The sequence below is a fragment of the Colwellia sp. Bg11-28 genome (assembly GCF_002836245.1).
Lineage (GTDB): Bacteria > Pseudomonadota > Gammaproteobacteria > Enterobacterales > Alteromonadaceae > Colwellia > Colwellia psychrerythraea_A.
This window is the reverse complement of record NZ_PJBA01000001.1, coordinates 68,783-91,866: the sequence shown is the minus strand read 5'-3', so window position 1 is coordinate 91,866 and position 23,084 is coordinate 68,783. Positions and strand designations below refer to the sequence as shown.

The 23,084-nt window shown below is 38.6% G+C and carries 16 protein-coding genes; 4 read left to right on the top strand and 12 right to left on the bottom strand.

Features of this window, described 5'->3' with window-relative positions; translation table 11 throughout:
- Nucleotides 1–5: 5 nt before the first annotated feature.
- From CXF79_RS00370 to CXF79_RS00360, 3 genes are read left to right on the top strand one after another with little or no spacing between them, the layout of a single operon-like run.
- Entirely contained in the window at nucleotides 6–3,560 is a 3,555-nt protein-coding gene (locus CXF79_RS00370; RefSeq protein ID WP_101153503.1) for a pilus assembly protein, read from the top strand.
- Nucleotides 3,560–3,967, top strand: a complete 408-nt coding sequence (locus tag CXF79_RS00365; protein ID WP_101153502.1) for a type IV pilin protein — start codon at nucleotides 3,560–3,562, stop codon at nucleotides 3,965–3,967. Before CXF79_RS00370 ends, CXF79_RS00365 begins: the two co-directional genes overlap by 1 nt.
- Nucleotide 3,968: 1 nt before the next feature.
- Nucleotides 3,969–4,319, top strand: coding sequence for a hypothetical protein (locus CXF79_RS00360; protein WP_101153501.1), 351 nt, complete (start codon nucleotides 3,969–3,971; stop codon nucleotides 4,317–4,319).
- A 103-nt stretch (nucleotides 4,320–4,422) separates the two neighbouring features.
- On the opposite strand, the gene CXF79_RS00355 is transcribed toward CXF79_RS00360, so the two are convergent.
- The 9 genes from CXF79_RS00355 to CXF79_RS00310 form a co-directional block, all read right to left on the bottom strand.
- The gene (locus tag CXF79_RS00355) at nucleotides 4,423–5,097 is read right to left on the bottom strand and encodes a GspH/FimT family pseudopilin (RefSeq protein ID WP_101153500.1); all 675 of its coding nucleotides are present in this window, start codon (nucleotides 5,095–5,097) and stop codon (nucleotides 4,423–4,425) included.
- A 114-nt stretch (nucleotides 5,098–5,211) separates the two neighbouring features.
- Entirely contained in the window at nucleotides 5,212–6,387 is a 1,176-nt protein-coding gene (pheA, locus tag CXF79_RS00350) for a prephenate dehydratase (protein WP_011042058.1), read from the bottom strand.
- Nucleotides 6,388–6,494: 107 nt separating this feature from the next.
- On the bottom strand, nucleotides 6,495–6,881 hold the full coding sequence (locus CXF79_RS00345; RefSeq protein WP_101153499.1) for an MAPEG family protein: 387 nt from the start codon (nucleotides 6,879–6,881) through the stop codon (nucleotides 6,495–6,497).
- A 52-nt stretch (nucleotides 6,882–6,933) separates the two neighbouring features.
- On the bottom strand, nucleotides 6,934–9,366 hold the full coding sequence (locus tag CXF79_RS00340) for a penicillin acylase family protein (RefSeq protein WP_101153498.1): 2,433 nt from the start codon (nucleotides 9,364–9,366) through the stop codon (nucleotides 6,934–6,936).
- Between the two features lie 251 nt (nucleotides 9,367–9,617).
- On the bottom strand, nucleotides 9,618–10,049 hold the full coding sequence (locus tag CXF79_RS00335; RefSeq protein WP_101153497.1) for a hypothetical protein: 432 nt from the start codon (nucleotides 10,047–10,049) through the stop codon (nucleotides 9,618–9,620).
- A gap of 452 nt (nucleotides 10,050–10,501) precedes the next feature.
- On the bottom strand, nucleotides 10,502–12,670 hold the full coding sequence (locus CXF79_RS00330) for a malate synthase G (protein ID WP_101153496.1): 2,169 nt from the start codon (nucleotides 12,668–12,670) through the stop codon (nucleotides 10,502–10,504).
- Nucleotides 12,671–13,292: 622 nt separating this feature from the next.
- On the bottom strand, nucleotides 13,293–14,015 hold the full coding sequence (locus CXF79_RS00320) for an LrgB family protein (RefSeq protein WP_101153494.1): 723 nt from the start codon (nucleotides 14,013–14,015) through the stop codon (nucleotides 13,293–13,295).
- Complete coding sequence (locus CXF79_RS00315) at nucleotides 14,015–14,395, bottom strand: CidA/LrgA family protein (protein ID WP_101153493.1); 381 nt, start codon at nucleotides 14,393–14,395, stop codon at nucleotides 14,015–14,017. The genes CXF79_RS00320 and CXF79_RS00315 overlap by 1 nt, the downstream gene beginning before the upstream one ends.
- 6 nt (nucleotides 14,396–14,401) lie before the next feature.
- Nucleotides 14,402–15,349: a LysR family transcriptional regulator gene (locus CXF79_RS00310; RefSeq protein WP_011042068.1), complete on the bottom strand. Its 948-nt coding sequence runs from the start codon at nucleotides 15,347–15,349 to the stop codon at nucleotides 14,402–14,404.
- Nucleotides 15,350–15,682: 333 nt separating this feature from the next.
- Between CXF79_RS00310 and CXF79_RS00305 the strand changes: the two genes are divergently transcribed.
- Nucleotides 15,683–17,266 carry an isocitrate lyase gene (locus CXF79_RS00305; protein WP_101153492.1) on the top strand — a complete coding sequence of 528 codons (1,584 nt, stop codon included), beginning with the start codon at nucleotides 15,683–15,685 and terminating at the stop codon, nucleotides 17,264–17,266.
- A 203-nt stretch (nucleotides 17,267–17,469) separates the two neighbouring features.
- On the opposite strand, the gene CXF79_RS00300 is transcribed toward CXF79_RS00305, so the two are convergent.
- From CXF79_RS00300 to CXF79_RS00290, 3 genes are all read right to left on the bottom strand, one after another.
- A complete protein-coding gene (locus tag CXF79_RS00300; RefSeq protein WP_101153491.1) occupies nucleotides 17,470–18,276 on the bottom strand; it encodes a DUF481 domain-containing protein in 807 nt (268 codons plus the stop codon).
- 278 nt (nucleotides 18,277–18,554) lie between these two features.
- On the bottom strand, nucleotides 18,555–19,634 hold the full coding sequence (locus tag CXF79_RS00295) for an efflux RND transporter periplasmic adaptor subunit (protein WP_101153490.1): 1,080 nt from the start codon (nucleotides 19,632–19,634) through the stop codon (nucleotides 18,555–18,557).
- Nucleotides 19,631–23,071: an efflux RND transporter permease subunit gene (locus CXF79_RS00290; protein ID WP_101153489.1), complete on the bottom strand. Its 3,441-nt coding sequence runs from the start codon at nucleotides 23,069–23,071 to the stop codon at nucleotides 19,631–19,633. Before CXF79_RS00290 ends, CXF79_RS00295 begins: the two co-directional genes overlap by 4 nt.
- Nucleotides 23,072–23,084 lie beyond the last annotated feature (13 nt).

The window sequence follows — 23,084 nt, the reverse complement described above, 5'->3', positions numbered from 1 at the left end:
TAACAATGAACAAGTTTCAATTAAGAAGTTTACTGGCAATATCACTTGCTTGTGTGTCAAACATGAGCTTAAGTGAAGATATTGAACTTTATGTCAGCGAAAAAGTTAGAGAGGCAGGTAAGAGTACTAAGGTACTGATTATCTTTGATAACTCTGGTAGTATGGGGGCAGTTTCTGATGAGTTGCCACGGTTTGATCCGCTTGAAGAATATCTTGCTGAGGGTGCCTCACATGCCTATAATGATGAAGCTACTTATTTCAATAAAGGTGGCGCAGATGATAGTAGCTCTATTCCTACTAGTCCTAGTGATGCCCGTCGATTCTTAGCTGAAATTAACAGTTGTGAAGCCTCAAAACAAATTTTAGCAACTCAGGGCTTTTATAATGGTCGAATTCGTGAGTACTCCTTTAAAGGTAATAAAGGTACTTGGAATGAAGTTCCTGATAACAATGGTTTAAATATTGAAGTACTTGATTGTGAGGATGACGCTTACAAGCTTGTCGATGGCGTAAATGTAGGCTCTACAGAAAATGCAACAGGGCTTCCAAAGGGTTATCCGGTTAATTTTAAAGGCAATAAAGGCTCCCCTGAATATCATACTACCGACGAAGGCACATCTACTGTCGACTGGTCTTCAGGCGGCTATGTCACACTTTATACTGCTAAATACTTACGCTACTACTATGGTCAAAGTGTTTCAGAAGTGCCCACCTCTCGTTTGCAATCAGCCCAAAATAGTATCACTTCTGTTATTAATAGTACTCCGTCAATAGATTTTGGTATAGAGGTCTTTAACTATAATAAAGGTGATGGGGATAGCGATGGCAATGGTGGTCGTATTGCTCAGGGCATAACAGAAATGACAACGGCTAATAAGGCTAGCTTGCTTGATATTATCAATAATCAAGTCAGTGCCGATACTTGGACACCACTTTGTGAATCAGTTTATGAGGCTTCACAATATTTTGCCGGTAAACCTGTTGAATTCGGCGATGATGACATAAATATTGGTGGTTCGTACCAGAAAAACAAACCACCTATGGATACCAATGTTGTCACTGATGGCAACTACAATACTCCTTTTACTAAGTGTTCTTCGAGTGTCTCACATATTATTCTAATCACTGATGGTGTACCAACTAATGATTTTGGTGCTGATGCGAAAATTGAAGGCCTGACGTCTAAAGCGCCAAAAGTAGGTGATGTCTGTACACTTGAGGATGTTACGTTTAGTGGCGAACGTTATACTCTAGACGGTAGTAATAGTTACTTACCTGCTTTAGCTGGTTGGATGAGTAATTATGATATAAACCTTACTCATGATGGCAAACAAACAGTCATTACTCATACTATAGGTTTTAGTGAGGGAGCTGCTCAGGCGATCGAATTATTAAAAGAAACAGCAAAGCAGGGACAAGGTAAGTTTATTGAAGCAAAAAATGGTTCGCAATTAACACATGCAATAACTGGTATTTTAAATCAGCTGCCACCGTCAACAAGTAGTTTAACTTCAGCTTCTGTTGCGGCAAATAACTTAGATAGAACACAAACCTTAGACTCAGTTTATTTTTCATTATTTGAGCCTCAAATTGGTTCTAGATGGCAAGGTAACTTGAAAAAATATAAAGCTAAAGACGGTGAAATAGTAGGCTACGGAAGTGATAGTAATGTCTGCAGTGCTGATAATACCGATGCACCAGTTTGGGATGTGGCCTCTTGGTTTACCGATGATAAAACCACCACTCGAAAATTTTATATGGATGCTGGTGTCGGGACATTAGTCGATTTTAACCGTGCAAATCTTGAAACCGCTTTTACTGATGCTACGGGTTTGGCGAAAGAGTTAGGTGTATTAGGGCTTGAAGATGACAATGGTAATTCAATTGAAAGTGCCAATATCGATCAGCAAATAAGTTGGGCAAAAGGTCTTGATGTCGATGATGAGGATAATGATGGAAGTTATGTAGACATGCGCGAGGACGCCTTTGCGGATCCGTTACACTCCAAGCCTCTCGTTGTCAATTACGGCGAAACGTATGGTATTAGAGTTGTGGTCGGTACCAATGCAGGTGCTTTACATATGTTTGAAGATAGTGGTACTACTGTAAAGGAAAACTGGGCTTTTCTACCAAAAGAATTGGTTCATAATATTAAGTCACTGCGTGATAATTATACTTCTGCTAATAAAGTTTATGGTATTGATGGTGAAATAACTTTGCACCTCAATGATATAAAAGGAGATGGCAAGATTGATGGTGATGATACAGCATGGCTATTTTTTGGCTTAAGACGAGGTGGTAATTCATATTACGGAGTAGATATTTCTGATCCAACAGCTCCTAAATTAATGTGGCGAATTGATAACACTAGTACTGGCTTTGGAGAGTTAGGGCAGTCTTGGTCGCAGCCTAAAGTAGGTTATTCAAAATTAAATACATCAGGCTACACGGCAAGTCCGGTATTATTTATTGGTGGCGGCTACGATACGAATAAAGATTACTTAGGTCTGGGTTCTGAAGATGAAAAAGGTAGAGCAATTTACATGCTCGATGCTAAGACTGGCGCTCTTTTATGGAGCATGGCTCCAGCTGATGCAACCACTATATTTTCCGGTACAGATAGCATTCCATCGACAATTGGTTTGTTAGATAGCAGTGGTGATGGCTTGGTTGACCGTTTGTATGCTGGAGATACTGGTGGCAATGTTTGGCGTGTGGATATGCCTGGAGCGGATAAAACTAAATTTTCAGTTTTTAAATTAGCCAGTTTTGGTAGTGAAACAGATGATTTACATGACCAGCGATTTTTCTATGAACCTACTATAGTTCGAACTTTTATTTCTGAAACAGTCGAAACTACAGTAAGTGATGGCAATGGTGGTACTGAAACTATAACAGTCCATCAGGAAATTCCTTATGATGCTGTGCTCATTGGCTCAGGAGATAGGTCAAATCCACTTGGTAAGGATACCAAGGATACGCTTTACATGATTAAGGATAATTATATTGTTAGTCAAACCTTCTCTGGCATTACGATACCGCCAACACCAACAGCTTTTACTAAAACTAATTTGTATAATTATACTAACAATCCTTTTAGCAAAACGATGACCACGCAAGAAGAAGAAACGTTGCAAGTTGCGGTTAGTGCACAGTCTGGTTGGTATATGGACTTATTACAAAGTGGTGAGAAAAACTCTGCATCAGGACTTGTTATAAATGGTATCGCTTACTTCACCACTTACACTCCGGCAGTACTTAGTGGCTTAGTTGATTGCAAACCCCCAGAAGGGAGCGGCAACCTCTATGCAGTTGATCTCGTCTTAGGGGTAAGTAAACACCTAGTCAAAACAGATGTACGTGAAAATGATGATAGGGTGATTAAAATAAATGACGAGTGGTTAGGCTCACCTACCTTGATTGTTTTACCTGAAGATGATGGTGACATCACTACCAAAGACGACGGCAAGGGAGATATCATTGTTGGCGATGGAGTCATCCCTGTTGGTTTTGATTTATCAACCTCACGAAATTACCTTTACCGCACGGAACAACAATAATGATTGAAGTTATCAAAGCTAGAGGCTTTACCTTAATTGAGTTAATGATAGTTGTGGCGATTATTGGCATTTTAGCCGTAGTTGCTTACCCTTCATACAATGACTTTGCTTTGCGCTCAAACAGAGCCGAAGCACAACGTGAGCTAATGCGTCTAGCTAACTTGCAGGAACAACGATTTGTTGATTGGAGAGCTTATACTGCTGATTTAACGGATCTGGGGGTGGCTGACCCATATGAAACACCATCAGCTAATTACCGTATTACAGCAGTTAGTGCAGATAACACTGTATTTACTTTAACGGCTACTGCGATAAATGGCCAAATAAAGGACACAAAGTGTCCTTCATTAACTCTAAATGAAGTTGGGCAAAAAATCCCAACCACAGGCAATTGTTGGGAGCAATAATATGACAACACTTAAATTAATTTTCTCAGTCACTTTAGCTATATTGGTCGTTAGCAGTTCGTTTGCCGCTAATGCTGAAGAGAAACAGCTACAAAAGCATGTAGGGGCCACAGGTACAAAGATGACAGTAAAGTGTTATGTAGAATATCGAGGTGGTGGTGATGATATACGCGTTGTTATTGGAGATTTTAAAACGCCAAATCAAGCAAAAGGAATATTGCATGGCCGTAAAGTTATTAAAATGAATGGCACCATCAACAAGAGCATATTTAAAGTAAATGAGTGTGTTGAATCCACTGAGCAGTTTAGTAGTAGTCGAGCAAAGAGCCTAAATAATTCAGTGGCAAGATAGTATAGTCAATACCTATATCAAAGGAAGAGGATGTTACCAGACTTAATAAACGTGCTTTCTCTTTTGATCAGAGGTCTAATTAACTTACATCAACACTAATTAATTATGGGCAAACCACATTGGCACCTGTTCTATCCTGATCCCTACCATCACCATTATTATCCGAAGTGACATAGCTTCGCCCTGAAATAGATAATACAACAGCACGGCCTAGTGTGTTATCACTACTCGGGCAGTATACAAAAACACTTGCTACAGAAGCTAAGGCTCCGGTAGGTGCAAAAGCAACTCTGTTTTGACCAGCATAAGTAATGTTGTCCCCTGATGTAGTGGCGGCTTTTACTTTCAAAAGTCTATCATTAGCTACAAGGTTTGCATCATTACCATCATCATTAAATACACCATTGCCATCATCATCTATAAAAGCAGATAATTCATTATTCCAATTATTAGTACAAGCACCATTATCTAATGGGCAAAGAATAATGTTTTGCTCCATGCTAATGGCACTATTACGCGCAGTTAATACGAGTCTATTAAGTTGACTTACTTCGTTATCAACACGCATCCTTGCGATTAAACCACTCATGCTAGGAATGGCTATTGTTATCACTATTGCGGCAATGGCTATCGTTATCATCAGCTCTACTATGGTAAAGCCTCGGCTCTGATGATGGTTTTCAGTCTTATTGAGTATTTTGGGTTTTAAGGAAGGAGCGGGTAACTTTGATAAGTAATCGTAATTTTTTTTATTTGAATTTAAAGAGAAGACACACATAATATTTAACCAACTAATACAACTAATCTAATATATATAACATTTCCCCCTTAAACTCGCTAGTGCTATATATCGTTACGATGAACGACAATACAGCACTATATGTTATTTTATTTAAATCTCACCGCTAGGGACACTCGTCGGGCTGATATGCTCGATAGGGTAGCAGCCTAATACCTTGATAAAATTAGTGTGAGGAGTAATGTCGTTAATTGCTTCTTGTAAAGCAAAACTCTTTAAGTTGGCTTCTACATCAATATAGAACATTTCTTCCCAAGGTCGTCCTTGAATAGGGCGAGACTCGAGTTTACACATGTTAATACCTTTATCTTTGAGTACTAATAAACACTCAACTAAGGCTCCCGCTTTTTGACCTGTAGATAAAATGATAGCTGTTTTGGCTGGTATTTGTTCCGCTACATCGACAGATTTACGAGCAACTAATATAAAGCGTGAATGGTTTTCAGTTTGATTAGCAATAGATTGCTCAAGAGCATGAAGTTGATAAAGTTGTCCACCTTCTTCACTGCCAATTACAGCTATCGTATCATCTTGTAATTCTGCCACTTTTGCCATAGCATCAGCTGTGCTATCACAATATTCAATGCGTATGTTGCTCTGCTTATCTAGAAAATTACTGCATTGTGCGAACGGCTGTCCGTGCGCATAAATTGTTTTGATTTTATCTAAGCTAGTGTTTACAGATGTTAACAAGCAATGCTCGATTGGTTGGGTAATTTCACCTACGATAGAAAGATTCGTGTGTTGTAGTAAGTCGTAAACTTCGTTGATACTACCTGAGCTAGTATTCTCTATAGGGAGCATACCGTAATCAACTTGGCCAGATTCAACTTGCTGCAATATATCGTAAAAGCTTTGACAACCTGATTCGATAATCTTTTCTGCACGACGTGAAAAATATCGGTGGCTAGCAAGAAAACTATATGATCCTTTATCACCTAAGAATGCAACGCTAACCGTTGGCACTTGAATATCTGGATTGGCTAAACTCTGTAAAAAAGCTTGTTGGTTTAATACAGAGTCTTCAATAATAGTTTGAAATACACTGGTAACATAATGAGCATCTAAACCTAAGGTTTTACCATGCTTAATTAGACGTATTAAAAGCTCTTGTTCGCGTTGCTGGTCACGAATAGGGCGAATTTGCTGTACTTTACTCTTTGCCACATTGAGTGTTAACGCGCGACGTTTAGCAAACAAGGCTAATAAATCTTGATCTAAAAGCGTTATTTCTTGGCGTATTTCATTTAAATCTAACTTTTCGCTCACTTGCTTACCTTTTTATTGTGAATTATCTACTTTGAGTAGTTACTCTAGCTAGCTTAGCTAAATAGTGTCAACTGTTTCTTTAGACGTTTTTTGTTCCTGAGGGCATGTTAAGGAATGCATTGATAGACTATGGCAAAGCTGCACAAGGTCGCAATTCCCCATACGATTGATCTTAATAGGCCGATATTTAATAAATAGAAAATGTTATATAGCACCCTTGAGATGATATGAACAATGGCCAATACGAGCACTGTTTGGTGGGTATTACCTGTTACCAGTGCTAAAATAATTGCAGGAGCAAAAAGGATAACCGATTCAAAGGCATTTTGATGTGCTGCTAGGGCACGTGCACCAAACCCGGTTAACTTGCTTTGTTGCTCCCTAGGGTGGCTATTATTATATCCACCTAGTTTGGCCATAGCATAAGCTACAGGGCCTTTTGCAAGCAGTGGTAAAAGTAGTGCTAAAAATAAGCAAATAATCAGAATAGTCATTTTTCCTCGTCATTTCTCATTGGTAAGTTTATTGGTATAAATACGATGTAATTTAATAGCTCAGTAAAGTCAGCTTGTAGAGCGTTTTACCGGGTAAAAATGATGAGGCTATACCATTTTCCCAGTCACTATGGCCCATGCCATAATATGGACTCCACGGATGACCTGATTGGCTAGTTGGCATATGAAAAATGCCATTTTTTTCATAACCAGGAGATACAATCATTCGTTCTGATGCACCAAAAGATTTACCTTGTACTCTTGGCATATAACTGTCACCTGCTAATGCTTTACTTGGCATATCCAACCAATGGTTTAGAAAAGGTAATGCACTACTGAGTGGGTGCTTTATTACCGAACTATTTTGTTGGCCCCAAGTGGCAGTATCTAAAGTTTGGTTGACCGTCATGTCCGCAATCGTTACTTCTAGTGCCTTAATAAATAAATCTTGCCAACTACTTTCACCTAGCATCATAAAGTTTTCTGGTTGCTCATTAATTAGTTGCCATAAAGGTACTTCTATTTGATGGCGAATGCTTTTGAAGTTGAAAGCTTCATCAATTTTATTCAAGCTTTTATTTAATTCGAGAAAAACGCTATCCCTGATGTTTATTCTAAAATTTCGAACTAGGCGATAACTAACAGATTCTACGCTTGCTCTTAATTTGGGGGCGCTTTCTAATAATTTCTTTATTTGTTTAAAGCTTTTATCTTTTGCGACAACATTCTTCGTCAACACGTCGTCAAGAATGAACTGCTGCCAGCGTTGTAAAAAAATAGCCTCATCATCTAAGCCAATGTTAAGCAGGGACTGTTCATCAAATTCTTTTAGAGCGAATAAGTTATTTCTAACTTGTTTTGAGCGAGCACCGAGTGCGTAACCACCATTACCAAGTTTTTTATACATATCACCACCAATGACTCGGGAGTTTGCTGTCCAAAGTCTATGGTTTTCTGGGTTAATAATCTTTGGGTACTGTGCTGGCGATAAATAGCCCTGCCAGCTGTTCTCCCCTGAAGCCCATGATTTAGGTGTTTCGCCAATCATGCCATTTTTGTTGGGGATAGGCCCTATAATTGTCCAGCCAATATCACCGTGTTTATCGGCAATCAGCATATTTTGAGAAGGTATACCTGAACGGGCAGCTATATTAAAAGCTTGTGAGACATTCTGTGCTTGTTCTAACTCAGTTGCCACCAAATTGATTGCTTCTTTATCATGTGCAACCCAACGGTATGCTAGCAACTTCCCTTGATGATTTTTACCAATAACTGGGCCCCAAATAGTTTCAGTGACAGTTATTTCTTGTGCTTTTTGACCTTTAACAGCAATTATTTGTTTGTGGGTCGTAAAGTTTTGATAGCCTGACGGTGTCAAATATTGGCTATTATCAGGATTAGTCGTTAAGAGGATAACATCACTATAATCACCATAACTGTTGGTAAATCCCCAAGCTATATTACCATTACTACCTATAACTATATTAGGAGTACCCGGTAAAGTGGCACCAGTAACTTTGATCAAATCTTTAGCTGTGATTGACCTATCAGGCATGGTGGCTGGGTATTCAAAAGAAGCGCGGAACCAAGTATTAGGTATACGTAGTCCAAGGTGCATATCATTTGCAATGACAGCACTTCCGGTAGTACTTAAAGCCCCAGAAATAGCCAAACTATTTGAACCTGGTAAATGATCGCCTTGATATTTATCTTTATTGAGATTGGCTAATTTAGTGTTATTTCGATTTTTGTTGTCAATGTTGATGCTTGAAGCTGAAGGCCAAGCATCTGTGGGCATTGGAGCTTGAGTGAATTGACTACCATCAATAGCAGCATCCCATATACTGCCTTTAGGGTCTAAAAATGCGTAAACGTCTCCGGATAAGACTGCTTCCATTAAACCGAGTGTACGTTCGCGTCTTCCATCATGATATTGCAGGTCTATGTACATACTAAAAACTGTCAAAATGGTGTCTTCTTCACTCCATTGAACGGGTTCTTGTTGCAATAGGAGGTACTCAAATGGAGATGAGTTTAAATATTTTAACCCTTGATTTACCCCTCGAGTGTACGCCTTAATTAATTCGAGTTCTTTGTGGGGTAATTGAGCCGCTATGGCTCTTGCTCTTTCTCGAAAGCGATGTTTACGAATTGATTTATCATAATCAAGTGCTCGAATACCAAATAAACTAGCTAATTCGCCGGCAGAGTTTCGTCTTAGTAAGTCCATTTGAAAGAAACGTTCTTGAGCATGAACAAAACCAAGTGCTACAGCAATGTCACTTCGATTTTGAGCTTTAATCGTGACAATGCCTTGTTTATCACGCTCAATGATGGCTGACTTCTTTAAACCAAAGACTGTTTTTTCCCCATTGAGTACCGGTAAAGCACCATCAATTTTGCTGTAAAGCCAAGTTGATGCTGTTGCTATAACCAACAGACTGATGAGTAAAGAGCCAGTGAGCACTTTTTTCAATTTTTTCATAGGTAAACAAGCTATTAAAGAAGAGTAAAGTAGAGTAACGTAAAATACTCCTTGAGAATATTTTTAGTTAACATTTTTATTAAAAAAAGCTTTAAAATGAAGAGCAGGGTTATCGGATGGGGGGAAGTACCCATTATTTTAGAATTGATGATTGTCGGGGTGGTCCAAAATAGTGTTTACTATGAACACGACTAGGTGAATGCCCTAAGGGCTGCTACAGAACGACCTATTTTGAGGGGAGTGATGGACTCTTAGCTAAAATTAAAACTAAAAGTGTTTTCACATTTCTTTTCTATCACTTCACTTTCAGGCGTTGAAGTTGTTGGTTCAATAAGTGTTTCATTATTAGGAGTAGTGAAGTACGAAATGAGTTGATGCAGTTTATCGTTAAAAACCATTGCGCTAGTAAAAAAATCATTGGACTTATTAACAACATCTATTGTTAGTTTTGAGTTTCTATCACTGAGTACTATTGGAGCAGATAAAATTAAACCCGTTGAAAAACTACTACCATAATTACCAGTAATGTTAATCATATCGTTGTTATTAAATTTGGTCGTCAGTGTATTATTAACATTTAAATGCTGTACGTTAACTGCATGTTTGGCATTGGCAGGGGAAATAGTCATCAAGGCTATGAATGTGATGGTAAAACTAACTAATAGTAATTTAAATGAATTCATTGCTTATATCCTTGTAGCTATGCCTGGCTATGTTTAAGTATCGTGCTATTTATTTTTACTAAATTGTTACAATTATTACTTTAAGGTCTATTCAATCATTATGCTAGCAAGATGAGACAAGTCGCTTCTTTCATACGGTAGATGGCATAAGCCTTTTAAAGCAACATTTTAAATAAAAACCGTCAGTCATTAAACAGAAGCATTCTTAATATTAGAACTGTTAAAGCAATTAAATATTTCAAATCATTTTAATGAGTAACAACAAATTTGAGTTAGTTACTTTTATCATTTTTTATGACTGGTTTATACCAGTACAAATAACAACAACAATGATTAATATGATGCCTAAAAATGAAAATCAACACTGGCGCTATTGTTGAACTCAATATAGCGACAGTGTTGATTATTTTCACAATTCAATTTGAACTGCTGAATTTTAATATAATTAGAAGTTAGCTAAGTTGGCGCTTTTTTTCTAAGCGATATTGGTGCAGTAAAGGTTCAGTATAACCATTAGGTTGTTCTACGCCTGAAAATATTAATGCAGCGGCAGCTTTAAAAGCAATGCTATGGGTGAAGTCATTACTCATCGCTTGATAACTACTATCACTAGCGTTTTGTTTATCAACAATATTTGCCATTTTCTCTAAACTGGCTTGAACTTGTTCAATAGTACAAATGTTATGAGTAAGCCAGTTAGCGATGTGTTGGCTAGAAATACGTAAAGTGGCTCTATCTTCCATCAAGCCGACATTGTTTATATCCGGAACTTTAGAGCAGCCAACGCCATCATCTATCCAGCGAACTACATAGCCTAAAATGCCTTGACAGTTATTGTCTAACTCATCACTAATTTCCTGCTCAGTCCAATTAGTATGTTCTGCTAATGGAATTGTTAAAATATCGTCTATATTAGCCGGCTGACGTTTAGCAAGTTGCTTTTGTAACTCAAATACATTCACTCTATGGTAGTGCAGCGCGTGCAATGTAGCAGCGGTAGGTGAAGGAACCCAAGCAGTGTTTGCTCCAGCTTCAACATGATTGATTTTGGTTGCGATCATATTTGCCATTTGATCTGGAATAGGCCACATGCCTTTACCTATTTGTGCTTTTTGACTAAAACCACAAGCGAGGCCAACATCTACATTGTTATCTTCATAAGCACCAATCCAAGGTGTTAGTTTTATATCTGCTTTTCTTGCCATAGGTCCGGCCATCATAGAGGTATGAATCTCGTCACCCGTTCTATCTAAAAAGCCAGTATTGATAAAAACCACACGGTCTTTAGCAGCAAAAATACAGTTTTTCAAATTAACACTGGTACGTCTCTCTTCATCCATTATGCCCATTTTGACGGTGTTTTGAGGTAATGATAATGCAGTTTCTACACGTGAGAATAATGTATCAGCAAAAGCAACTTCTTCAGGTCCGTGCATTTTGGGCTTAACAATGTAAATAGAACCTTCACTACTATTGCTAAATGCGCTATTACCTTTTAAATCATGCAGGGCAATCAAAGAAGTGATCATAGCATCGAGTATACCTTCAGGTACTTCATTACCTTGACTATCGATAATGGCATTGTTCGTCATCAAATGGCCAACATTACGTACGAACATCAAGCTACGACCTTTGAGGGTAACTGTGTCGCCAGTTAGTGTTTGAACACTCAAATCATTGTTCATGGTGCGGGTTATGGTTTTACCATTTTTATTCAGTTTGGCGCTTAACTTGCCCGTCATTAGTCCTAACCAATTTCGGTAAGCTATTACTTTATCTTCACCATCAACAGCCGCAACCGAATCTTCACAATCCATAATGGTCGTTAACGCTGATTCAAGTACTACATCGCTTAATCCGGCAGCATCTTCCTTGCCTATTGCACTGTCATCGCTAAACAGTAGGTTTAAATGTAAACCGTTATGAGTAAACATCAGAGAATCTGGCTTATTTATACTGCCAGTAAAGCCTATAAATGCAGAAGGGTCTTTCAGAGGACTTTGCTGACCGTCAGCCAAACTTACCATTAATTGGTGTTCGGTTAAGTGGTAGCTAATTGCTTGGCTATGATTACCAGTGAGCAGCGGAATGGCTTGATCTAAATAATCTTTGGCAAACGCGATAACCTTTTTACCACGCACCGGGTTATATGTTTTTCCTGGTTGTGCACCATTTTCATGGCTGATTACATCAGTGCCATAGAGTGCGTCATATAAACTTCCCCAACGAGCATTTACGGCATTTAGCGCAAAACGAGCATTCATTATTGGCACAACAAGTTGTGGCCCTGCCATCAACGCTAATTCGTTATCAACATTACTGGTGTTGATACTAAAATCATCTACTTGAGGTACAAGGTAGTTAATATCCGCTAAGAATTTTTTATAGTGAGAAAAATCAAGTGGCTTATTGTCTTGATGGTAGCTATCTATGCTTGCTTGTAAGGCATCACGTTTTAATAAAAGCTGTTTGTTTTCTGGGCTCAGATCATGAATTATACTGGAAAATTGCTGCCAAAAATGACTTGAGCTAATAGAAGTGTCAGGTAGGGCTTCATTTTCAATAAAATCAAAAAGACATTGGCTTACTGTTAAGTTCTCTATCGTTACTGTCGCTACCATTATTACTTCACCTTATTTTCAAAAACTTTATGTTAAAGCGTCAAGAATGTTTGTTTATACCCGTTCCACTTGAGGATGCATGATTCAGCTGGAATTAGAAACGCCTTTAGGCAAGGCATTGATTGAAGAGAATAGTTATTCTATTGTCGAAATCAATAACGCAGCATAAAGCGTTTCTAAAACAGCCCCTTGGGGAAGGCTGAGCAAATCATACTCTGTGTTACATTTCTTTTTAAGGGAATGACCCTTAATAAAAAAATGCGCCTTGATTATGAATCGCTCAGACTCCCTGAAACGAGCATCTTCAAGTAGATCGGGTATACACACTGCTATATAATCACCACTTTAACAATTATTAGGTCAAAGTAGCGCTAGAAATACATATTAGTGATAATCCTATGGTTTATTATCACTGCTGGCAATAGTGCTTTAGAATAACTAAGGGACTTGAGAAACATTAATTAGAGCACATCAAATAGTAAGTATTTGTTAAATATTAATATTTTTTAATTTTAAGTGACGCACTAGTACATTAATACACATTATTGTACTTTATGATAAACACCATTCATATTGTGAATGGTGTTTGATGATTGCCTGTGTTTGAGCTTACTTTAAAGGACTAGGTAACTAACCGCTGTAATAGAGGTATTAACCAAGGGCTGATCAGTGCGGTGAGTATAGCGGATAAAATCAGTGCAACAGAGCTGTATGCGCCATGCTCTGCGCTCTTGCGAACGAGTACTGCAGTGCCAATAACATGACTGGCGCTACCAATGGCTAACCCCTGTGCTTTAGCTGAGTTTATGCCAATAAAACTCAGCCATTGAGGTCCCAGTAATGCACCAAATAAACCAGCAATCAAGATAGCAAAAGCCGTGATAGAGCTATCACCAAACAACTGTTCTGTTAAAGTAATGCCTATGGGGGTTGTGACAGATTTTAATGACAAAGCGATGGCAATCTCTGGTGCTTTTATTAACCACATAGCAAGTAAAAAGCTTACGGTAATAACGACTGTAATACCTAAGACTAAAATAGCGGTCATTTCTCGCCAATAGAAGCGTATCTGCTTAAATTGCTGATAAAGAGGCAAGCCGAGGGCAACAATAGCTGGCTCTAGTAAAAGGTTAAGTATCTCTGTTGTCTGACTATATTCTTGGTAATTAATATCAATTAACAGTAAGAAAGGAACCAATATGCTAATAGTAAACAGCATAGGGTTTAACCAAATGTATTGCCATTTTTGTTGGCAAGCGGAGGCAAACTGATAAGTTGCTATAGTGATTAAGGTAAAAACTATGCTTGCCAATATAGGGCTGTTAACAATGAAAGTAGTCAGCATTATCTTGAGCCTGTCGGTGCTTTGCTCTTGATATTATCCGGCGTTATTAAATAACGCTCGCTCAAGTAGCCAATAACGGTGAGTAAGATAAACGTTGAGCTAAAAATAATAACCACTAAAGCAATACCATGTTGTTGAATGAGTTGGAAATGGTTGATTATCCCCATGCCTGCAGGTACTAGACAGACCCCCATATGCTTAATAAACCACTGATTAGTTTTGGTTATCTTATCGGGACTAAACCAATTGAGTTGTAAAAATAGCGCGTAAATAATCATGCCATATAAACTAGCCGGTAAAGCTGCTAATAGATAATTAGCAAGCTTTCCTAGCATCAAACATATACTGATAGCGAAAATGGTATAGAGCACATTCTTCATGGTGAGTTACATATTCTCCTGGCATTTTAGGGCCGCGGCAATCACTAATTGTCTAAACCAAATATGGCTGGCGTCGTGATGAAGCAAAGGGCTCCAGATCATTTTTAATTCTATTTCAGGGATTTCAAAAGGCGGTTTTATAATAGTATAGTTGCTGTCATTCTTGTGTAACTGCGCAGCTTTGGTCGGCAACGTTGCAATTAAGTTATCTTCATAAGCCAACTGCATAGCAACATGATAATTACGAGTAAAAACCTTTATGTCACGTTTCTTACCTAAACGGGCAAGTGCTTCATCAACCCAACCGAGTTTCTGAACATCTTTAGGATCCATCCCCACGCCAACACCAAAGCCGGTCTTTGAAACCCAGACATGTTTTGCACCTAGATAAGCATTTAAGTTAAATTTACTCACCAATGGGCTATCAGCACTTAATAAACAAGAGAAAGAGTCACGCCAAATGGCTTTTTGGTGAAAGGATTGCGGTAATTCATCAAAGCGATTAATCGCCATATCAATTTTACCTGCCTCAACATCATGAAAGGTCACATCACTCGGAGTCATGATATCAAGAGTAATGTTGGGAGCAACTTTATTTAAAGATCTTAATAGAGTGGGAATTAAGGTTGATGCGGCATAATCACTGGCCATTATTCTAAATACACGTTGGCTCTTTAATTCGTTAAATTCCTCTTCACCTTGCAATGCTTCTTCTAATTCAAGCAATATTTTACGAATACTAGGTGCTAACGCTCGAGCCCGCTCTGTGGGAACCATACCGTCAGAAGTTCGTACTAAAATAGGATCGTTAAATAAAGTCCTTAGTCGTTTTAAGCCGTTACTCATTGCCGGTTGTGTGATGTTAAGTTGGCTGGCTGCCCGGGTAACATTCTTCTCTCGTAGCAATACGTCTAAATAAATAAGCAAATTTAAATCAATTTTAGAAATATTCATGTGATTAATGGCTCTCTTAATAAATATAAGTCAGGTAGATATAAGCTAAATGCGGGGCTAATTCAATGAAATTTTATCATTATAGTAATAAGAAGTACCTAATTAGATCGATCAATGACGATGTTTATTCATGTCGTGAATGACGGCAATGTAGGTTATATATTTCAAAAATACTGAGAACATGGGTATTATTTTTGTAGTCCGGTGTGAAAGCTTCTTTTTTGAGATTCATTCGGAGGTTTATACCTCTGGCTTAGTTACTCTAAGTAGAACGTTAATCAGCCTTTACTAATAAATATTATTTTATCTACAACAAGACTTTTGGAGAATGTTATGTCTAACTATCAAAGTGCAATAGAAGCGGTTCAAGCGATTAAAGCAAATGCAGGTAGCTCTTGGGATGCTATAAACCCAGAATCTGTAGCTCGAATGCGTGCACAGAACAAATTCAAAACTGGTTTAGAGATTGCTCAGTATACTGCAGACATTATGCGTGCTGACATGGAAGCTTATGATGCTGATAGCTCTAAATACACTCAATCTCTAGGTTGCTGGCATGGTTTTGTTGGCCAACAGAAAATGATTTCTATCAAGAAGCATTTTGATGGCAAAACAGACCGTCGTTATTTATACCTTTCTGGTTGGATGGTTGCAGCACTACGTAGCGAATTTGGTCCTCTTCCTGATCAATCTATGCATGAGAAAACTTCTGTAGCTTCTTTGGTTGAAGAGCTTTATACCTTCCTACGTCAAGCTGATGCACGTGAACTAGGTGGTCTTTTCCGTGAACTAGACGCAGCAAATGCTGGCGATAAAGCTGCTATCCAAGATCAAATTGATAACCATGTTACTCATGTTGTGCCAATTATTGCTGATATTGATGCTGGTTTTGGTAATGCTGAAGCGACTTACTTAATGGCTAAGCAAATGATTGAAGCGGGTGCTTGTGCTCTTCAAATTGAAAACCAAGTTGCTGATGAAAAGCAATGTGGACATCAAGACGGTAAAGTAACGGTTCCTCACGCTGATTTCCATTCTAAGATTCGTGCATTACGTCATGCTTTCCTAGAACTAGGTATCGACAACGGTATTATCGTTTCACGTACTGATTCTGAAGGTGCTGGTCTTACTAAAGAAATCGCTGTTGTTAAAGAACCGGGTGATCAAGGCGATATATATAACTCTTTCCTAGACGTTGAAGAAATTGACGTAGCTGATATGGCTGAAGGCGATGTATGTTTCAATCGTGACGGTAAATTAGTACGTCCTAAGCGTTTACCTTCTGGTTTATACCAATTCCGTCAAGGTACTGGTGAAGAGCGTTGTGTATTTGATAGCATCGAAGCAATTAAAGCCGGCGCTGACCTTCTTTGGATTGAAACTGCAACACCGAGCGTGAAAGATATCGCGGGTATGATGAATGAAGTACGTAAAGTGATTCCAAATGCTAAGCTTGTTTACAACAACAGCCCATCATTTAACTGGACGTTAAACTTCCGTCAACAAGCATTCGACGCAATGGTTGAAGCTGGTGAAGATGTATCTAGCTATGTTCGTGCTGACTTAATGAATGAAGATTACGATTCAAGTGAATTAGCTGCTAAAGCTGATGACAAGATCCGTACTTTCCAAGCTGATACGTCACGTGAAGCCGGTATTTTCCATCACCTAATCACACTTCCTACTTACCATACAACGGCATTGTCTGTTGATAACTTGGCTAAAGAGTACTTCGGTGATGCGGGTATGCTTGGTTATGTTGAAGGTGTACAACGTAAAGAAATTCGTCAAGGTATCGCCTGTGTTAAACATCAAAACATGTCAGGCTCTGACATGGGTGATGATCACAAAGAATACTTTGCTGGTGAGAACGCACTTAAAGCAGGCGGCGCTAACAATACGTCTAACCAGTTTTAATAGAAACTAGTTCCAATTAGGTTTTCCTAATTGACTAATAAAAACCAGCCTTAGTGGCTGGTTTTTTGTTTTTAGCAGAATGAGAAGTACGTTTTAGTTGATGAATAAATAATTAAGACACAAAAAAAGGCTGCCTTCTAAAATGAAGTGACAGCCTTTTTTATTAGTAAACAAGCAACAACCTCTGAGGTATTGCTTACAGTTTAGAAGCTATAAACTAAAGTTACTGATGTTTCAGTGTTAGTATTTTCAAAACCTTCTTCTACTTCAGTATCGTAATCAACACGAAAAGCGAATTTGAACTGTAATGAGTCAATTAACTTAGTAGTCAATGAGGTTTCTGATTTATAAACACTGTTTTTATCAGATTCAAATGCTTGCTTAGCAACAAAATACTGTTTAAATTCAACAAAGTCATTGATTTGTTTAGTATATAAAGCTTGAGCTTGAACAATAACAGCTGATTCACCCGTTTCTTTAACTGCAGGATCAGTACCTGTTGCAGATATAGCGCGAAGAACGTCATATTTTACACCTGGACCAATGTCAGCAAAAAGTGAGCTGGTTTCAGTTTCCCACCAGTGACGACCCCAACCAACAGAGGCAGAAGTTTGGTAAGAGAAGCCACTGAACTTATCTTGTTCGTAATAAGCGTTACCGTAGATGTAGTTTTTACCACCTTCTTCTAGTGAGTAGTTAGTTTGACCTAGGATGTCCCACTTATTATCAGTGCTTTCAAATGAATCTTTACCCGTAATTTCATCTTCTTCTTCAAGCTTTTTAGCTAGTGCATTGAAAGCTAATAAGCTTAACCAGCGGCCTTCTTCATGTTTGATGTTTAAACCAGCTTTGATATCGCCACTTTTAGTATTACCTGTTTTAAATAACATACCTAATTCGGCAGAAATAGTGAAAGCAGATGCTTCTTCAGTCGCCGCTTCTTCCGCTAGAGCGTATTGACCTGAAAATGGTAATAAAAGCAGTGCAGCCATGGCTATTTTAGATTTCATGTTCATCCTTAAAAAATGGTTTATTAATCGATTATTAAATGATTAAAATTTTGATGTATTAAATTTTACGCGATCCTATCAAATTTTGGCTATATAGCCAACGTGTAACTAAGTGTGAGAGGATAAATTGTATCAAGTTTTGCATTATCGGCGTATTTCAGCTAATAAGACCACGTATTAGCACTTTATTTGCGGGCGAATGGCTATGCTCGATCATCACTGATACCAAAAAGATCTTCAATGCCCAATCATTGCCAATGAATAGTTATCGCAAATTTTTAATCGGTAGTAACGATGATATCTCCATCAACAAGACCCGAGATAATTGAAATAAAGCCTGGTTTAACCTTTGTGTCTATTCGTACAAAACGCTTTTGACTTTGCCCATCAATAAGCACATGAACAAAGTCGAGTTGACCCACATGAGATACACTATTTTTTGGTAGATAAAGCTTTTGTGCCTGACCGGCAGGAATTAATAAGCGAGCATACATGCCAGGTAATAAGTTTTCTTGGTAGGGTAAGCTTACTTTTATTAAAAAACTACGAGATCCAGTATTTGCTGCAGGTACTATTTCTTCGACTAGACCTACTATATTTTGCTTTATCGTTGGTAATTCAACCTTGATACTTTGTCCTTGAGTGAGGGTAAGTGCAAGTTGTTCACGCACTTGAGCTTCAACACGTAAAGAAAGAGGATTGTATAGTGATAATAATTTCTCGCCCGCTTGCGCTGTATTACCCGGCTCAGCAAAACGATCAACAACCTTGCCATTAATTGGCGCGCGCAGTGTTGCATAGCTTAATGTTGTTTGCGCTTGAGCTAAGCTTTGTTTGGCAGCGGTAAGCTCCGCCTTAATGCTTTGATAGTCAGCCTTGCTCTTATCTAAATCAAACTGAGAAGCAATTTTTTTATTAAATAACTCCTTAGCCCGTTGAAAATTTTGATGTGCCTCTGTGTATCTTGCAATCATGGCATTAACTTGTTCTTGGGCTTCAATAACTCTGGATGATAGATCGTTATTTTCTAAGGTGATTAATACGTCGCCTCGTTTAACAATATCACCTGCTCGTACGTTAATTTTATCGATACGTGCCAGCAGTCTTGAAGAGATAATCGTTGTTTGCTTTGCGGTAATACTGGCAGCAACACCTTCAAATATTGCCTCTGTGCTGCTTTTTACAACATAACTAATTGAATTAACTAATGTAGGGGAAGGGGCCTCAAAACCAGGGGATACTTTTTTGTTAAAAGCCCCTGCTAACCAAGCCACCATGACGAGTAATATAATAAGTGCTAATAAAGGAATAATAATTTTTTTAGCTGTATTCTCTTTTTGAACTTGAGGTGTACTCATGATGAAGCCTTATTTTCTAATGAATCGTTCAATGTATTATCTAATGGAGCGTCTAATTGGTGATCTACTTCGTTGTCTATCGCTTTATTACCATCAAAAACTAAGGAATAAACGATAGGAACTACGAGCAAGGTAAATACCGTTGAAGAGATAATGCCGAATATTATGGCTATGGCAAGTCCACTAAATACAGGGTCTAAGGTGATAATTAAATTCCCCAGCAGTGTTGTCCCTGCGGTCAGTAACACCGGTCTCATTCTTACTGCGCCTGCTTGAATTAATGATTCTTTTATTGGGGCTCCTTGCTGTTGAGCTTGGTTTATAAATTCAATTAAGATTAAGGAGTTTCTAACTACTATGCCTGCTAGGGCAATCATGCCTATAATTGCTGTTGCGGTGAATAAAATAGGATCAGGGGCACCGGCAACTTGGCGTTCGCCAAATTGATTTAATAAAAAGAACCCTGGCATAATACCAATAACCGTTAATGGAATGGCTGACATTATAATGCCTGATAATGCTGCTGAGCCTGTTTGTATGCGAAGAACAATAAATATGGCTGTTAGTGCGAATGCAAAAGCTAGTCCCATATCACGAAATACTCTGATGGTTATGCGCCATTCACCTTCACCACTAAATGAAAGCTCAATATCATCGGGTAACTGCCAAACAGTACCGCCACCATTAGCGAAGAAACTTCGGTCTTGCCAGTTCTTTTGATCGCTAGGCTCAATATTCTCATTATTGATATCAGGTTGGTACTGAACTAAATCGCTATTAATGTCTGCAATTACCTCTGCAGGTGTTCTGCCTGATATATCAGCAGTGACATAAACAACAGGTCTTAAATCTTTATGGAATATCGGTTTATCACGGGTGTGTTTAATAAACTCGCCAAGCTCTCCTAAAGACACTAGAGGTTGTGGCGCCATATCAATGCCTTGCGGAGTGCTGGTTTGTACTATTCCTGCTTGCCCTTTCAAAGATAAGCGTTGTAAATCACTTAATGACTGGCGTTGTTCAAGCGGTAATTTTATATTAATAGCTAAGGGAGATGCTTCATTATCAAGGTGTAAATAACCAGCAACTTGTCCTTTTGTTGCCACGCCAATGGTTTGATTAATACTTGCCGTTGATATGCCAGACAGTGCTGCTTTGGTTTTATCACTAACAAAGCGTAATTGTGTTTGTTCACCGCCGACAGTAGAGTCTATCTCGACCACAAAAGGCTCTAACGTTAGACGCTGTTCAACTAAGCTTGCTGCTTGTTGTAAACTTGCATATTGGGTAAATTCATTGCCGTATATTTCTGCCACCAATGTACTTAATACGGGTGGACCCGGAGGCACTTCTACCACACGTATTTTTATATCGCTGTCTTGTGCTAGAGCATTATTTAGTAGTGCTAAGTGCTCTCGCATTCTTAATACAATGGCATGAGATTGGTGTTCACGTTGGCTTTTATCAAGCAGTAGTACTCGCAAATCAGCGAGATAAGGTGCATGACGTTGGTAGTACTGTCTAACCATACCGTTAAAGTCTATCGGTGAGGGCAGCCCAACATAACTGGCAATGGTGGTTACTTCGGGAATTTTTTGTAATATGACGGACACTTTTTTTGCCATGGCAGCCGTTTGCTCGAGGGTGGCACTTTCGGGCATATCAATAATGACTTGTACTTCATTTTTATTATCAAAAGGTAATAGTTTAAGGGGCACCCAGCGCATAACAGGTAACAAAGCGGCAAGTAAAAATAGCACTAATACCAAACCGAGCATTGCTTTTCCTTTTGCACGACTATCTAACAGTGGCGTTAATATTTTACGGTATAAGCGTTGAAAACCTTGTTGGTTTACTTCCTGAGGGGGGTTGGTTGAAGCAGGTTTAGCTTTAATAAGTTTTCCAGCTAACCAAGGGGTAACTAGAAAAGCGACCAAGGTTGAACTGATGACACTTAGCGGCACATTAAAGGCCATTGGTGCCATATAAGGTCCCATCATTCCGGTTATAAAGGCAAGTGGAATAAAGGCAAGTACAATAGTGACGGTAGACATTAACAAAGGCACGCGTATTTCGTTGATGGCTGAGACAATGGCGTCTTGGATATTTTTAGTATTAGCTTTCCCTTTAATTTTTGCTAAATACCGTTCAATATTATCGACGCCAGTAATCGGGTCATCGACTAATAAACCTAATGATAGAATCAGCGCAAACAGAGTAACTCGATTAATGGTGTAGCCAAAAATTAAATCTAGCGATAAGGTGATACCGTAACAAATAGGTACCGCCAAGCCGACCACTAACGCAGATCGCCAACCTAAAAATACGCCAATAAATACTACCACGGTAAAAACAGCAAACGCTAAGCTGGTGGTTAAATCATTTACTTTTTCGTTAGCGGTTGCACCATAGTCGCGTAATACTTGTACTTCGACATCGGCAGGGAAAATAGCTGATTGTAATTGTGCTATTTTCTCATGCACCGCGTTGGCAACAGTTACTGCATTACTACCGCGTTGTTTGGCAATACTAATGGTTACCATAGGAAGGTCATAATTGGCACCGTTAGCTGAGTTGTTAGCATAATCGAGCCAAGTATAACTAGTTTGTTCTGCGGGTCCATCTATCACATTAGCGATATCTTTTAGTAAAATAACGCTGCCATCAATAACACTTATAGGAGTTTGCTTTAGCGCGTTAATATCGCGATAGGTGTCACCACTTTCAAGCGTTATTGATTGATTCGATAGGGTAATATTTCCGTGGTTTTCAAGTACATTTGACACTTTAATGGCATTAAAAATATCATCGACAGTAACTTGTCGTGCTGTCATTTGTTCGGGATTAATATTTACTTGTATTTGGCGGGCGCGACCACCAACAATAGTAACCTCACTAGTATTTTCAATCGCTTGTAAAAAGGTAGATACTTCTTGTGCAAGTCGTCTTAAAGCGAAATCATCCACTTGGCTACTATCGGTGCTGTATAACGCTAACATGACAATAGCGACATCATCTACTTCAACAGGTTTAACCCGCCAATTACTAACAATGGCAGGAATTTTCTCAGTATTAGCGTGTAATTTGTTATAAGTATTTAACAGTGCTCGTTCGCGATTTTCACCAACAGTAAATCGCAGTGTAACCACAGATTGATTGCTATTACTGACTGAATAAACGTGCTCTACGCCTTTTACTTGCGCTAATAGTTTTTCCAGTGGAGTGGTAACTAAACGTTCTACTTGTTTGGCGTTAACTCCTGGGGCATCGACGATAATATCGATCATGGGCACAACAATTTGTGGCTCTTCTTCACGTGGAGTAAAGTTAAGTGCCATCAAGCCAGCCAGTATTGATAAGATCAAAATAAAGAGCGGGATTTTACTGTTAAGTACTTTACTCAGTAACGTCGTGGTAAAAGTCTTTTTAATGGTCATAATTAATCCACTT

Coding starts and splice junctions, on each gene's coding strand:
- CXF79_RS00290 (WP_101153489.1), bottom strand. CDS start 23,071: ATGACCATTAAAAAGACTTTTACCACGACGTTACTGAGTAAAGTACTT.
- CXF79_RS00335 (WP_101153497.1), bottom strand. CDS start 10,049: ATGAATTCATTTAAATTACTATTAGTTAGTTTTACCATCACATTCATA.
- CXF79_RS00310 (WP_011042068.1), bottom strand. CDS start 15,349: ATGAATATTTCTAAAATTGATTTAAATTTGCTTATTTATTTAGACGTA.
- CXF79_RS00300 (WP_101153491.1), bottom strand. CDS start 18,276: ATGAAATCTAAAATAGCCATGGCTGCACTGCTTTTATTACCATTTTCA.
- CXF79_RS00340 (WP_101153498.1), bottom strand. CDS start 9,366: ATGAAAAAATTGAAAAAAGTGCTCACTGGCTCTTTACTCATCAGTCTG.
- CXF79_RS00365 (WP_101153502.1), top strand. CDS start 3,560: ATGATTGAAGTTATCAAAGCTAGAGGCTTTACCTTAATTGAGTTAATG.
- CXF79_RS00320 (WP_101153494.1), bottom strand. CDS start 14,015: ATGCTGACTACTTTCATTGTTAACAGCCCTATATTGGCAAGCATAGTT.
- CXF79_RS00295 (WP_101153490.1), bottom strand. CDS start 19,634: ATGAGTACACCTCAAGTTCAAAAAGAGAATACAGCTAAAAAAATTATT.
- CXF79_RS00370 (WP_101153503.1), top strand. CDS start 6: ATGAACAAGTTTCAATTAAGAAGTTTACTGGCAATATCACTTGCTTGT.
- CXF79_RS00355 (WP_101153500.1), bottom strand. CDS start 5,097: ATGTGTGTCTTCTCTTTAAATTCAAATAAAAAAAATTACGATTACTTA.
- CXF79_RS00305 (WP_101153492.1), top strand. CDS start 15,683: ATGTCTAACTATCAAAGTGCAATAGAAGCGGTTCAAGCGATTAAAGCA.
- CXF79_RS00330 (WP_101153496.1), bottom strand. CDS start 12,670: ATGGTAGCGACAGTAACGATAGAGAACTTAACAGTAAGCCAATGTCTT.
- CXF79_RS00345 (WP_101153499.1), bottom strand. CDS start 6,881: ATGACTATTCTGATTATTTGCTTATTTTTAGCACTACTTTTACCACTG.
- CXF79_RS00315 (WP_101153493.1), bottom strand. CDS start 14,395: ATGAAGAATGTGCTCTATACCATTTTCGCTATCAGTATATGTTTGATG.
- CXF79_RS00360 (WP_101153501.1), top strand. CDS start 3,969: ATGACAACACTTAAATTAATTTTCTCAGTCACTTTAGCTATATTGGTC.